This window comes from Ignatzschineria larvae DSM 13226 (genome assembly GCF_038500265.1).
In the GTDB taxonomy this organism is placed as follows: Bacteria; Pseudomonadota; Gammaproteobacteria; order Cardiobacteriales; family Wohlfahrtiimonadaceae; genus Ignatzschineria; species Ignatzschineria larvae.
In genome coordinates this window covers 1166744-1181396 of record NZ_CP150637.1, presented here as the reverse complement: position 1 = coordinate 1181396, position 14653 = coordinate 1166744, and the positions used below count along the sequence as shown (strand labels likewise).

Genomic DNA, 14653 nt, shown 5'->3' with positions numbered 1-14653 from the left:
GAAGAATAATTCTAAAAATTCTAAAAACTGAAGTCTATTAGCAACTAACAGGTGAACTTTTACGTATATAGAAGTAATAATTAATCAGGATACAGCTGAAATAGAAGATAATGAATCCGATAAGTGCCGCTTCAACGCTACCGGTGATCTCAATAGAGCTCCCGAAGCTTTTGGGAATTAAAAATCCACCGTAAGCCCCAATTGCGCCCATAAAACCGACGACCGTTGCAGACTCTTTCGTGGCCTGAATAGTCGCTTGATCTCCGCTCTCTTTCAGTACTTTTTGATGAAAGAGGGCAAATACACGAGGTGCTTGGGCAAATGTAGAACCATTACCAATGCCACTAAAGAAGAAGATCAACATAAAGCTCCAGAAGAAGAGAGGGAAGCTACCGGCACCGCTCTCATTCGGTAAGGCTAAAATAATACCAGCGCTACCAACGATCATCAAAAGGAAGCTTATACCGGTAATAAGAGCCGGTGAGATCTTATCAGATAGCCAACCACCGATTACACGAGTAATAGCGCCTACGAGTGGGCCTAAGAAAGCATATTTCATAGGGTCAATAGTGGGAAAAGCATGGCTAGTGAGAAGCGGGAAAGCGGCAGAAAAGCCAATAAAAGAGCCAAATACACCAATGTAGAGCCAGCAGAGTAACCAATTATGGGTGCGTTTAAAAATAATAGATTGTTCTTTGAAAGAAGCATTGATATTCCCAATATCATTCATTCCAAAGTAAGCTAATAAGGTTGAGAGGAGAATAAAAGGTACCCAAATAAATCCGGCATTTTGTAGCCACAAGTAGCTAGTTCCATTCTCTGATTGAACAACCTGTGGATCTCCTGTGATGAAAGCAAACATTCCGGTTGTGATCACAAGCGGTACGACAAATTGCACGACCGAAACCCCTAAGTTACCCAGGCCGGCATTCAAACCCATTGCGCCCCCTTTCTCTGATTTAGGAAAGAAGAAGCTGATATTAGACATCGAAGAGCTAAAGTTTGCGCCCCCAAAACCACAAAGTAGGGCTAGGATAAACATCCAACTATAGGAGGTATTGGGATCTTGTACGGCAAAGCCTAGCCCAATAGCCGGAATAAGTAGACTTGCTGTTGAGAGCGCTGTCCAACGTCTTCCTCCAAAGATAGGGACGACAAATGAGTAGAAGATACGAAGTGTTGCCCCAGAAAGTGCCGGCAGTGAAGCAAGCCAGAAGAGCTCATTAGCACTATAGGTAAAGCCTACGCTAGGTAATTTGATCACAGTAACACTCCATACTTGCCAAATAGCAAAGGCGAGTAAGAGAGCGGGAATAGAGATCCAGAGATTTCGTTTGGCAATTTTTCGCCCCTCTTTCTCCCAAAATTGGGGATCTTCCGGTTGCCAGTTCGTTAATAGTTTACTCATTATTATTACTCCTATGAGAGATTAAAAGAGATCAGATGAATCGAAGTCAAAAAGTGAATTGATTATTACGAGTTTATTTTTGGTCTTTTTTGAAACTAAAATGCATCCAGATCAGGCTGATAGAGACTGTGCCATACATCAACATAAAAGAGCTTGAACGAATGCCGGTAATATCGACTAATGCGCCAAAGAGGATAGGAAGCAAGAACCCACCCAAACCACCTGCTAAGCCAACAATACCGGACACAGTACCAATCTCATCGGGGAAATCATCGGCGATGAATTTAAAGACAGAGGCTTTACCAATAGCTAGCGCAATTCCGACAATAAAAATTAAGATCGTGAAGAAAAAGGCATTGATACCGATATTAAGCGATAAAGGACCGTTGACTGTTTCGATGATCATGGCTGTTTGAGGATAGGACATAATAAAGAATGCGACCCAGCAGACCCACATAACAGCCCAAGTCACTTGATGAGCGCCATATTTATCCGAGAGCCAGCCACCAAATGCACGTAATACACCCCCGGGAAGCGAGAAGCAAGCTGCTAGCAGTGCAGCGCTTGTTAAGGAAAAGTGATACTCCGTAACATAGTAATTGACCATCCAGAGCGAGAGCCCTACGTATCCACCGAAAACTACAGAGTAGTATTGACTATACTTCAATACATCGCGATTCTTCATCAACTGTAATTGTGCTTTGAGAGAGATCACACGTTTCTGTGAGGTCTCTGGTGTCGGATAACTAAAGATCCAAAAGAGAATGGCTGTAATAAGCAGAATAATAGCATAGCTATTAGGAACAAATGCCCAACCAAAGAGACCAATTAAAGTGGGAGCAATGAGTTTATTGAGCGCAGCACCGGCGTTTCCAGCACCGAAAATCCCCATTGCCAAACCTTGTCGCTCTTTTGGAAACCACCGAGCTACATAAGGCGTGCCTACAGAGAAAGATCCCCCAATTAAACCTAACCATAAACTGATGAGTAAAAATTGGTAATACTGGGTGGCATAGGGCATTAACAGAAGTGGCGGAATACAGATCAGCATTAAGATAGCAAATACTGCACGAGCACTATAACGATCCGTCATCATTCCAAGCGGAATACGGCAGAGCGAACCTGATAAGACCGGCATTGCAGTGAGTAGACCAAATTGGGTTGCATTAAGCCCCAAACTCTCTTTAATCGGTAATCCTAATACCGAGAAGATCATCCAGATCATAAAGCAGACGGTAAATGCAGCGGTACTACTAGTTAAGACCACGTAAGATTTTACTTTGTGAGTTGCCATAACAGAAATCCTTCTTTTAGATATACCAACTAGATATGACGAGCACCTCTAGCATAAGATTTCTGCATAAAAAAACTATTCACATAAATGGGAATAGTTCTTGCGCATAAGAGTAAGTACATTTAGTACTAAAGTAGTAGGATCGTATTTAAAAAGTCGTCGATGAGTGATGAAATTTGTATATAACTATTGCGTTCCTACGGAATGAATCATTAAATCTACTCTTTATTACTACTCTTTATTCAATCTATTCTTCAACTTCAAGCTGATTTTCAACCGCAAAGAGCGCCGCTTGTACTCGGCTTTGAAGATTGAGCTTTCTTAAGACATTTTGTACGTGGACTTTGATAGTGCTTTCAGTGACATCCATTTTGCGAGCAATCTCTTTATTGCTGATGCCTTTTGTCAGCCATTTAAGCACTTCAAGCTCCCTTGATGTGAGAGAATCCAGCGCTGAAGATTGTAGCTGTGTTTCTGAATTTCCACGCAGTTGAGCGATCAATTTATTGGTCATTTCAGGGGAGAGGACATTATCCCCCTCAACTGCTTTCTCAATGGCATTTAAGAGAAAGTCGCTATCGATACTTTTAAGGAGATAGCCTTTAGCACCATATTTCATCGCCATTGCGAGATCATTACTATCATCGGAAACAGTTAACATAATAACCGCTAATTGCGGATGATCATTGAGCATTAAAGAGAGCGCTTCAACACCATTCATAGAGGGCATATCTACATCGAGTAAAACTACATCCGGCATGAGAGTATCTACTAACTTAACGCCCTCAAGGCCATCGGTTGCTTCGCCAATCACAAGATAGCGTGGATCAGATTCAATAATAAAACGTAACCCCTTACGAAATAGCGGATGATCATCCACAAGAATGATTTTAATTTTATCGTGAGTCTCTTTATTCTGAGTCATAGAATGCATATCCAGCCTTTTGATTGCTTATCATTTTAAATTATTGTTTGAATAGTGTTTGATTCTGCGATTAATCAAGTAATAGCGTATTAAATATAGTAGGGTATCAAATAGATTGTTGAATTGTCACATCTACGATCGTTCCTTGCGGATCATTTCGCTTAAAGTGTAATTCGCCACCTACTTTTTGAATACGCTCTCGCATAATCTTCGTGCCAAGATGGCCTTGCTTCTCAAACTCATTCAATTGGCCGAGATCAAAGCCTACGCCATTATCTTTGATGACCATCTGAAACGAGTTATCATTTTGGGTGATAGTGATAGAAACCTCCGTGGCCTGTGCATGTTTTCGTATATTTGAGAGTGCTTCCTGCAGAATAAAGATCACTTGTAATTGTGCTTCAGGGGAGAGATCAATCATGGGGGAAATATGTTGTTTGACTGTAAGATGATATTGATGCTCAAAACGTGCAACTACCGATTGAATGGTGTTGCCGAATGATCCTTGCGCAATACGAACCCTGAAATTAGAGAGGAGTTCGCGAATATCTAAATAGCACTCTTCAATGCCTTCTTTAATAAAAGAGAGGGTCTGTTGTTGTAATGTATGATTCTCTTCTTTTAAGGCGCGTTCTAAAAGGGGAATTTGCATTTTGATAAAGGCTAATGATTGGGCAATACTATCGTGTAAACCTTGCGCTAAATGATTACGTTCTTCTAAAATAGCGAGCTGTTTATCTAAAGCAGCTAAACGTATTTTAACTAATGCCATTGCAAATTGGGCTGTGACTGTTTCAAGAATAAATGCCTCATTATCAGAGAGTGTCGTAGCTTGAGTAAAGTAGAGTGTAATGACCCCTAATTTCTCATCAATATGATGAATTGGAATTGTGACAAGATAATCGGAGATATAATATTGACACAGTAAGCGTGTCTCTTGAGATTGATCTTCTTGATTTTGCGCTCGATTATGAATGACAAAATGATCAGCATATACACCTTTGCCACAGTAACAGTGATTAAGAATATTACAGTAACTCGATTCTTTAACAATCTCAGGAAGATTCTCTTCAGCTAAGATCTCTAAGCGATGACGGTTTTTATTAATTAAGCGAATAGAACCAGATTCAGCATGACTATAAGCAACCACTTTTTGTAGAAATTGTGTCATTAACACCTGATTATCGGTCGCTTCTTGAATTAAAGTAGAAGTCTCATAAAGGAAGAGTAATTCATGATTCCGTTGACTCAAAGCTTGGGTCTTATCCGCAACTTTCTCTTCAAGATTTTCATAGAGTTCTCTAAGACGATTCTGCATCTCGTTGAATCCATCAGCGACAGTTGCAAACTCATTGTTGATCTGTACTGACACGGGGGCATTAAATTTTCTTGTAGTGAGACGCTGAATACCTAGGTAGAGTTCATTTAAAGGCTGAATCACTAATTTACGCAGTAAATAAGAAGAGGCAAATGCTGAAAGCACCGCCATTAGAATCAACAATATTTGTAAAATCCTCAGTCGTTCAATACTCTCAGTGTTATCTTTTTCAATAATACTCACAACACCACTAATCCGATTAGTGAGATGCTCCGCCACCTGACGATATTCAGTCGTTGAAATGACCAGATTTGACCGTTGTTTTTGTAAAAACGCCTCAAGTTCATGCTCAATTTGTAATATCTCTTGTTGCAATATTTGATGTCGCTCTCCATCAAAAAAGTTCTGTGCGGGGATATTTCGAAGTTGATCTGCCACTGTCTTAAAATTATCTACTTCATATGCGATATCTGCCGAAGGTTCCCCATTGCTTGTGAGCATCATAATGTGAAACACGCGTTTGCGTAGGCTTCCAGAATTATTAATCGCAACTCCCATCTCTTCTAAACGCCAAGAGATATTGAGAGAGAAACCAACGATCACAATCGCACCAATTAACCAAAGGCCAATGAGTGCCATTAGTACAGTAGAGAGTTTATGGGGTCTTTTCAGTAAGCCGCTAGGTTGTATCTGGGAGTATGCCATAGTGATTATTTAAAGACCTTCAAGAGATAAAATGTATTTGAATTATTCTTCACCGCTACTATTTGCCACTATTATTTACCACTACTATTCGATCTAGCATTTAATTTATAGATCTATCAGCCGGTAGCTCATGCGTGGTAATTTATTATAACGTTTTTGATTAAGACCTTTCGATGAATTAAATAGTTGATTAGACAATAGTATAAGCATAGCAATTTATCACATTGATATCACTAAATAGAAAGAGTTACCCTCTCTACTCCTTACGTACAACCTAGTAGGCAAGAGATTCAATCTATGTTTCAATATTATTGTTACGTTATTAGTATCTATAATTTCAATATATTAGCTTACAGGAGAGACAGATGGATTGGATAAAACAGAAAGTAGGGCAGATTGTCGTCAACTATCCGTCGGCAGTAGAATTATTTCGTAGGAGCAATATAGATTTTTATTGTCAGGGAGGAGAGACTTTAGCAGGAGCGCTCACTGCACAAAGCATTGATCGAGATTCTTTTATATTAGCTTTAGAAGCGGAGATCTTACGCCCTGCAGCAATGCCTGACTTTCAGAAGTGGAGCTTAGAATTGCAGGTGGATTATGTCATAAAATACCATCATCATAATATCCGGCACAAAGGCCCCCAATTGCTGGCATTAGTTGAGAGTGTTACGCAAAAAGAAGCTGCAAAAAACCCCTCATTACGTGCGGTATATGAGTTATTCCGAGAGTCCTTAGACGATTTGTTGCAACATTTACACAAAGAGGATCAGATACTCTATCCGGCAATCTACCGTCTCGCGCGTCGAGAGCAGACTGAAATGGAGAGTTGCTTTCCATCAATTGCAATGCCCATTAAAGTGATGATGCAAGAGCATGAGATAGAAGCGGAAATTTTTAAGCAGATTACTCAATTGACCGACCATTACCAAGCACCTCAAGAGGCCGATAGCGATTATCAGATGATGCTGCAATCACTTGCATCTTTTGAACGTGATTTACAAGAACATATTCATCTCGAGAATAATCTTATCTTTCCAAAAGCTATCGAAGTTGAAAAGTCATTTCCTCTTTTGTAAGCGTAATCTTTATCAAAGATAATCAAGACGCTACTGTGATCTCACTTTTACGCGCAACTTTAGATTTAGTTTATAGTAAATTTGGTTTAAGAAAAATAGTCTTTCAACAGCTATTGTGGGGTTTTAAAAGAAGATAAAACCGTACTAAACAACACTTGCAAGATGCCGGATAGAACAGCTTCCTTACTTCTTACAACTGATGCGCCGGCATTTGAATAAGCTTATTTTGAACGGACGTTATTATAAATCTAATTTAGATCTAATTTAAAAATGACTACAAACGTGGGTTTGATATTGAGAAGCCCCATCACCCAGAACAGCTGAATATATTCTCAACAATAGACATTTAACAGGAAATTCTATGAAACGTGATTCCCGCTTAATTCCTTTTTCTAAAGAACATCACCAAACTTTAAAGTTAGGAAATGATTTACGCCGATTAACAGAGATTGAAGCGAATCCTGCGATTACTTTAAAACAGATTCAAGCACTATTAGAGTCTGCAAGTAAGGCAGTGCATGCAGAAAAAGCGCTACTGCTGGGGCATTTTGCAGAAGAAGAGCGGGAGTTACAATCCATTATTGATCAATTACCCAATCAAGATTTAAAGTGGCAATTTCAAGCAGAACATCGGCAATTACGACAAATCCTTTCACAAAATGAATGGTCACTCAATGAGTTAATTGCCTTGGGAACATTACTGATAGCGCATACCCGTTTTGAAGAACGATCTCTCTTCCCGGCGATAGAAGATTATTGGAATCAATAATTTCGTTACGTATCATCTTGAACCAAAATTACGCACCAATTTACCATTGGATTATATTGAATCCCACAATGAATTACCATAATTTCTCATGTTTTGGTAAAATAGTGTGATGAAACCTCAAAACTCAAGAATATTATTGGCAACACTCTATATGCTTATCGGGATCTATCTTTTTACCCCGATAGTGGCTATTGCCCATGAATATTCTAAATTAATGAATCCCATTTCAGCGCTACAAATCACGCAATTAATGGAATTACCTGAGCCTGCCGACCATATTGTACTCAATAATGAAGGTCATCATTTTTTAGATTCAAATCTGAGAGATAAAGATAAAAACCATCATCAGGCTCATCAGGACAATAGCATGACAGATGATTGTTGTGCCTCTATGAATCATGGTATGCATAATTGCTGTGCTATATTTCAACATCTTACATTGTTGACCTCTTCTCCTTATGAAATCCCACCTTTTAAATTACTTACGCCGTGGGATTCCTATATCATGTTACTAGATAATCCACCCCCTCAATTAACGCACTCTTGAGTTACTCTTACATTGTGAAAACCGAGGCAATTCAGATAATTGCTCAAATGGAGTCCAGTGAAGGGTAATGATCAATATCAGTTAACGATTAGAGCTTCTGATATTTAACGTCAGGATTCACTGCGTATGCGATAAGCATCTATTTGCTGAATCAGATGATATCTCTATCAAAGAAGTTTTTCGTTAATGTGACAAAAAATTCATGAATGATGTGTTAAATAATAGCTAGTAGCAGGATTACTAGTTAAAGAATTACTAGTTAAAGGATTATAAATATGATAAACAAAATGGATGACAATAGCGCCTTACACACGACTGAAGCGACATCGATATCTCAAGAGCGTCATGTGATAGAGGGGTTTCATCAAAATAAAACACAAGTAACTCCTCGGAGAAAATTCTTGTGCCAAAGTTTAGGCTCTGTGACGGCTTTAGCATTACCGATTCTATTTGCAAAAACCGCTATGGGTGACGGAATGAGTCATGAAAAAGCGATGAATACGCACGAAGATACAACGATACATAATGGCCATAATATGAATATGAATATGATGGATCATAATGCACATAATATGATGATAAAACCAGGATATGAGCTAGGGCACTTTCGGTTGACGGCAGAAGATATTGCAAGGATGGAAAAAGCTGATCAACGACTCTTATCCTCAACGAAGATGCCTAAAGGACAGACTTTACGTGCGCTCCCTTTATTAGAAAATGAGGCGAAAGAAGCGAATAAGTTCCGGGGAACACTACGCGTAAAGCAAAATCGCGTAGAATTGATTCCAGGCGTAGAGACAGAGTTTTATGGGTACAACGGTATGCTCCCAGGACCCCAGATTGTCGTTTATGAAGGCGATAAAGTAGAGATAGAGGTCATTAACGAGTTAAATGAGGCAACGACGGTGCATTGGCATGGCCTATTAGTTCCGGCTGATCAGGATGGTAATCCTCAAGATCCTATTTTGCCTGGGGAGCATCATCTCTATCAATTCACTATTCCTGAGGGCTCTGCCGGCACTTATTGGTATCACCCTCATGGACATAATACCGTTGCTGAGCAGGTTTATCGTGGACTTGCCGGAACATTTGTTGTCAAAACTCGAAATGACCCTTTTAAGGCCTTACCTGAGCAACATCTACTTATTTCAGATCTGAAACTTCATGAAGATGGAACGATTGCTGAAAATAGTTTTAATGATTGGATGAATGGTAGAGAAGGGCAATTTACCTTAATTAATGGTCAGTATCAGCCAGAAATTAAGCTTGATGGAGCCACTCGTTTACGACTCTGGAATGCCTGTTCTGCACGTTATTTGAATCTTGATCTGCAATTTGCTGAGTGTTACCTCATTGCTACAGATGGCGGGTTTATAGAAAAACCATTATCTTTGACCGAGATTCTGTTATCTCCCGGGGAACGTATTGAGATCATTGCAATTCCTCGCAGAAATGGCCGTACACCATTGACGAATCTGAGTTATAACCGCCATAAAATGGGAGATACGTCAGTAACGCCAAGCCAAACTATTGCGACTTTTGAATTAATAAAAGAATCGAAAGAGTTCAAATTACCGGCGACAATTCGTAAGATTATACCTCTATCTAGCTCCACGCCTGTTCGAGTTATTGAATATAGTGAAGAGATGTCAAAAGACGGCCTCTATTTTTTAATCAATGGCAAAATGCATTCTATGGATCGTGTCGATTTTTCTATGATCGCAGGGGAAGTGGAGACATGGGAAATCTTTAATAATTCACATATGGATCACAATTTCCATATTCATGGTACACAATTTCAAGTGGTAGCTAGAGAGTTTGATGGCCAACGACATTTAGCAGATTATCGAGTATTGAAGGATACGATCAATTTAAAACCGTATGAACGCATCACGATCGTTATGCAACAACAATATACCGGTTTAAGAATGTATCATTGCCATATTTTAGAGCATGAAACGCTTGGAATGATGGGGCAATTAAAAGTGATTTCGGCTACATAATTGTCCGCATAACTTCCCAATAGTGTTTTTAGCTATTTTTAGTGATCTAAGCTAATCATTTTTATTATCGTAGGGAAGTCCTTTGGGGCTTCCTTGCTTCTTACAATCAACGCATCGGCATTTAAATAACGCTTATTTTGAATCAATCTTACTATATTAACCGATAGTAAACGCTAGGATGTAATCTCTATTTAATAATGACTACAAATGTGGGTTTAAAGTCTCTATTTTAACAACCCCATAATCTCTCTAAATCTGAAAAATATAATTATAAAAAGAGAGGGAACACAAACGGAAAAGTAGATATTTTTAAGTAGATATTCTTAAAATCTTTGAATTTTATCTCTTATAGGAATACTGATAGAATGAGAGGTTTGTAACAGATTGCCTAACCTTGAAAATAGCATTTTTGCGTATTAATAAGAGATAGAATGGATATTAGAAAAGAGATTGCCCAATTAGAAGCTTTACTACCTTTTGCCCAAACGCGAGATAGTTATTCATTGCGTCGAGCATTGCGGGATTTAAAGCGTCAAGATCAGATTGAAGGGCAGGATATTACGGCATTAAAAGCGCGGATTGTTGACTCTGTGAGTAAAACAGATCAGATTAAGGCTTCATTTCCGGCGCTTAATTATCAGACAGAATTGCCAATCTATCAAGCACGGCCGCAGATTATCGCGGCGCTTCAATCTCATCAAGTGGTCATTGTTTGCGGGGAAACAGGTTCGGGTAAAACGACCCAATTAGCCAAATTCTGCTTAGAGATGGGACTTGGTGCACGAGGACTCATTGGCCATACTCAGCCCCGCCGTCTAGCTGCGCACTCGGTAGCAGAGAGAATTGCCGAGGAGTTGCAGCGTCCTTTGGGGGATTTTGTCGGTTATAAAATGCGATTTAATGATAAGACCGATGATAAAACCGTCTTAAAGTTAATGACAGACGGAATTTTACTCACAGAGCTGACGCACGATCGTTTTCTAAATCAGTATGAAGTGATCATTATCGATGAAGCGCACGAGCGAAGCCTTAATATCGATTTTCTCTTAGGTATTTTAAAAAATATTTTGCCGCGCCGACCTGATCTCAAGCTCATTATCACTTCGGCAACTATCGATCCTGAACGATTTTCTCACTATTTTGGTGGGGCTGAAAAAGCGCCTATTATCGAAGTCTCAGGGAGAACATTCCCGGTGGAGATTCGTTATCGAGATCTTCATTTTGGCGAAGAAGATGATAATGATCCCATTGAGATAGAAGAGGGGATTGTTCAAGCGGTTCAAGAATTACAAGCTGAAAAGCCCGGCGATATTTTAGTCTTTCTACCAGGAGAGCGGGAGATTTTAGAAACCGCAGATCTGCTACGTAAAGCCTTTCACGATTATGATGTTTTACCGCTCTTTTCCCGTTTAAGTCAGGCAGAGCAACAGAAGATTTTCTCGCCAAGTGGACGAAAACGCATTGTTTTAGCCACTAATGTGGCTGAAACTTCGATTACTGTGCCGCGTATCCGCTATGTTATTGATAGTGGCGTTGCAAGGGTCAGCCGCTATAATCCTCGTACTCGATTACAGAGTTTATTGGTAGAGCCCATTTCACAAGCCTCGGCCAATCAACGTTCAGGTCGTTGTGGTCGTGTTGCCGAGGGGATTGCGATTCGCCTCTATAGTGAGGAGGATTTTGCGAGTCGGCCAGAATTCTTAGATCCTGAAATTTTGCGGACACATCTAGCCTCGGTGATTTTGCAGATGGGGCATCTTCGTTTGGGAAATCCGGAAGCGTTTCCCTTTATTGAGATGCCTGATTCCCGACAAATTAAAGAAGGGTTTCAGACGCTTAAAGAGTTGAAAGCGGTTCGAGATAATGGCTCACTCACACCGCTTGGAAAAACATTAGCAAAAATTCCAATTGATCCTAAATTTGGCGCGATGCTGATTCAAGGGGGAAATGAAGGTGTAGGGCACGAATTATTAGTATTAGTTGCCGGCCTTTCGATTCAAGATCCTAGGGAGCGCCCGCTTGAGTTCCAGCAACAATCAGATGAGAAACATCGTCTCTTTAAAGCGCCTCATTCTGATTATATTTCGCTGCTCAATTTATGGGCTTGGTATCAGACAAAGGCGAAAAAAGAGAGTCAAAATCAGATGCGCAAAGTGTGCCGAGCACATTTTCTTAATTTTATGCGGATGCGGGAATGGTACGATCTCTATCAGCAACTCAAGAGCGTGATGAAAAAGATCCAATTTCATCTCAATCCATTCCCAGAAAATGATCCGAATAATCAACCAAGTGGCGTAAAAGAGGGAGAATATTGTTTTCCGAAATTTAATGAAGAGAAGATTCATCAAGCCATATTAGTTGGGATTTTAGATCAAATTGGGGAGCTTGGGGAAGATAAACTATATAGCGGGGCTAATGGTCGGAAATATCGTATTTTCCCGGGATCTGCACTCTTTAAAAAGCCACCAAAATGGTTGATGTCCCTTGAAATTGTCGAAACAAGTCAAATTTATGCTCGTGTTAATGCATTGATTCAGCCAGAATGGATTGAGCGATTAGGCGCACATCTACTTAAAAAAGAGTATACCGAGCCTCATTGGAGCAAACAACAAGGGCAAGCAGCGGCACACGAAACGGTTCGCCTCTTTAATCTTGCGATTATCAAAAATCGTGTGGTCTCATTCGGTAAGATTAAACCGGAAATTTCCCGAGAGCTTCTTATTCGAGAAGGATTAGTGGAGGGTGAGATCAATACTCGAGCGCACTTCTATCGAATGAATCAAAAGACGATTGAAAAAGTCGCTGAAATGGAGGAGAAGACACGTCGCCGGGATATTTTGATCGAAGAGTGGAAGCTCTTTGAGTGGTATAACAATCGGATTCCTCAAGATATCTACTCTGTGGCGTCCCTCGAAAAATGGTGTAAAAATCGGAAGAATAACGATTCCTTAATCTTTACGGAAGCCGATATTTTAGAAAATGATGAGCGGCTCAATCTAGAAGATTTCCCGGCAGTGATTCATTTTGGTCAATTGAAATTAAATGCAATCTATCTCTTTGATCCTGCTTCTGAACACGACGGAATGACATTACTTGTGCCTTTAGCAGCGCTCAATCTACTCAATAAAACACGATTAGATTGGCTTGTGCCGGGATTATTAAAAGAGAAAGTGACAGAGATTATCCGTACTTTACCAAGATCACTTCGTAAACATTTTGTGCCATTGCCGGATGTTGTGGCGGCGATGTTACAGACATTTGAATTTGGAGAAGGGAATCTCTATTTTCAAATTGCCGAATATCTGACTCGTCGTTCCGGCATTCAAATTGAACCCCATTTTTTTGATGAAACGGCGCTTGATCGCCATCTTCGAATGAATATTCGGGTGATTGATACCGGTGGAAAAACCATTGCCGAAGGGCGTGATCTCCCGCTTTTAACTGAAAAATTACGAGGAAAAGCGGAAAATGCCTTTAAAAAATTGGCAGATGCTTGGGAGAAAGGGGAAGCACAAGGCAAGCGGAAGAGAGGGGGAAATAGCCGTCAAGGTGAGATTGACAACATTCAAAACCCTAATCGTGCTGCGGCTCTACACGGCGAGCAAGATAGAGGCGCGAAAAAGAATTCAACTCAGTCGGTACAGACAACATTAACACTAGAAAATTGGCAGTTACCGAGAGAGGAACGTTTTGTCCGAAATGGCATTGAATTAACCGGATATCCTGCGCTTCGAGTGATTGATGGGCAACCGATCCGATTAGAGAAACAGCTTTTTGATCGCCCATTTGTTGCAGAAACGAAGCATTTGGAAGCATTAACACAATTGGTGCTCAAAGCGCTTCACGAACAGGTGAAATATCTACGAAAGCAGTGGCCACAATTTGGAAAATTAGTGTTGATGTTCCGACAAGTAGGGAATGAGACGTTGCTACAAGAAGATCTCATGCGAGCGATTATTCGAGATTCCCTCTCATCGCAAACATTACCGAGAGATGCCGCACACTTTGAAGCCATTGTGACCACAATGCGCAAAGAGATTGTGGCGGATGCCACTCAATTGAGTGCACTCATTGTCACTATTTTTGAAAAAGTAAAAGCAGTACGAGATCAACTCAATCAGCTACATCCCATGAATCGAGCGCTCATTGAAAAAGAGGTACAAAAAGCGCTTGATCGCCTTATTTATGCCAATTTCATTAGTGAAACCCCGAAAGTATGGCGTAACGAGATTCCTCGTTTCTTAGAGGCTTTAGTATTACGTATTGAGCGATTTCCACAAAATATGACAAGGGATCAAGCACAATCGAAGATCATCCAGCGCCATTTAGCGCAATATGAAGCAGCAAAAGCCTTTTTTGCGAAGCGAGAAGAGCTCCCTGCAATATTAGAAGAGTATCGTTGGATGATTGAAGAGCAAGCCGTTTCTTTCTTTGCTCAGCCTATGAAGACGATTATAACAGTCTCAGAAAAACGCTTGGATAAAACGTGGGAAGAGATCGATCTGATGATGAAAAATAGTAGTTATCACTAAACTAAAAAGCGTCAATACCGTTATATGTATTGACGCTTTATCGACTTTCTTAATGATGAATTTAGAAGCTTTT

Annotated in this window: 9 protein-coding genes; 5 read left to right on the top strand and 4 right to left on the bottom strand. The window is 40.1% G+C overall.

The annotated features are described in order from the left end of the window. Nucleotides 1–37: 37 nt before the first annotated feature. The 4 genes from WMO13_RS04930 to WMO13_RS04915 form a co-directional block, all read right to left on the bottom strand. Nucleotides 38–1408: an MFS transporter gene (locus tag WMO13_RS04930; protein ID WP_211240381.1), complete on the bottom strand. Its 1371-nt coding sequence runs from the start codon at nt 1406–1408 to the stop codon at nt 38–40. A 73-nt stretch (nt 1409–1481) separates the two neighbouring features. Next, on the bottom strand, nt 1482–2702 hold the full coding sequence (locus WMO13_RS04925) for an MFS transporter (RefSeq protein ID WP_026878031.1): 1221 nt from the start codon (nt 2700–2702) through the stop codon (nt 1482–1484). A 247-nt stretch (nt 2703–2949) separates the two neighbouring features. Continuing rightward, a complete protein-coding gene (locus WMO13_RS04920; RefSeq protein WP_026878032.1) occupies nt 2950–3627 on the bottom strand; it encodes a response regulator in 678 nt (225 codons plus the stop codon). A 106-nt stretch (nt 3628–3733) separates the two neighbouring features. Continuing rightward, on the bottom strand, nt 3734–5650 hold the full coding sequence (locus WMO13_RS04915) for a histidine kinase (protein ID WP_084331379.1): 1917 nt from the start codon (nt 5648–5650) through the stop codon (nt 3734–3736). A 365-nt stretch (nt 5651–6015) separates the two neighbouring features. Here WMO13_RS04915 and WMO13_RS04910 point away from each other — a divergent pair, with 365 nt between their 5' ends. The 5 genes from WMO13_RS04910 to hrpA all read left to right on the top strand — a co-directional run bounded on the left by WMO13_RS04910 (nt 6016) and on the right by hrpA (nt 14580). Beyond that, a complete protein-coding gene (locus WMO13_RS04910; RefSeq protein ID WP_026878034.1) occupies nt 6016–6729 on the top strand; it encodes a DUF542 domain-containing protein in 714 nt (237 codons plus the stop codon). 361 nt (nt 6730–7090) lie between these two features. Beyond that, nucleotides 7091–7498 (top strand): hypothetical protein, encoded by a 408-nt coding sequence (locus tag WMO13_RS04905; protein WP_026878035.1) that lies wholly within the window; start codon nt 7091–7093, stop codon nt 7496–7498. Between the two features lie 109 nt (nt 7499–7607). Continuing rightward, on the top strand, nt 7608–8045 hold the full coding sequence (locus WMO13_RS04900) for a hypothetical protein (RefSeq protein ID WP_156923227.1): 438 nt from the start codon (nt 7608–7610) through the stop codon (nt 8043–8045). Nucleotides 8046–8320: 275 nt separating this feature from the next. Then, a complete protein-coding gene (locus WMO13_RS04895) occupies nt 8321–10048 on the top strand; it encodes a multicopper oxidase family protein (RefSeq protein ID WP_245601123.1) in 1728 nt (575 codons plus the stop codon). A gap of 431 nt (nt 10049–10479) precedes the next feature. Then, nucleotides 10480–14580, top strand: a complete 4101-nt coding sequence (hrpA, locus tag WMO13_RS04890; RefSeq protein WP_034855040.1) for an ATP-dependent RNA helicase HrpA — start codon at nt 10480–10482, stop codon at nt 14578–14580. The last annotated feature ends 73 nt before the right edge of the window (nt 14581–14653 follow it).

Coding starts and splice junctions, on each gene's coding strand:
- WMO13_RS04930 (WP_211240381.1), bottom strand. CDS start 1,408: ATGAGTAAACTATTAACGAACTGGCAACCGGAAGATCCCCAATTTTGG.
- WMO13_RS04925 (WP_026878031.1), bottom strand. CDS start 2,702: ATGGCAACTCACAAAGTAAAATCTTACGTGGTCTTAACTAGTAGTACC.
- WMO13_RS04920 (WP_026878032.1), bottom strand. CDS start 3,627: ATGACTCAGAATAAAGAGACTCACGATAAAATTAAAATCATTCTTGTG.
- WMO13_RS04915 (WP_084331379.1), bottom strand. CDS start 5,650: ATGGCATACTCCCAGATACAACCTAGCGGCTTACTGAAAAGACCCCAT.
- WMO13_RS04910 (WP_026878034.1), top strand. CDS start 6,016: ATGGATTGGATAAAACAGAAAGTAGGGCAGATTGTCGTCAACTATCCG.
- WMO13_RS04905 (WP_026878035.1), top strand. CDS start 7,091: ATGAAACGTGATTCCCGCTTAATTCCTTTTTCTAAAGAACATCACCAA.
- WMO13_RS04900 (WP_156923227.1), top strand. CDS start 7,608: ATGAAACCTCAAAACTCAAGAATATTATTGGCAACACTCTATATGCTT.
- WMO13_RS04895 (WP_245601123.1), top strand. CDS start 8,321: ATGATAAACAAAATGGATGACAATAGCGCCTTACACACGACTGAAGCG.
- hrpA (WP_034855040.1), top strand. CDS start 10,480: ATGGATATTAGAAAAGAGATTGCCCAATTAGAAGCTTTACTACCTTTT.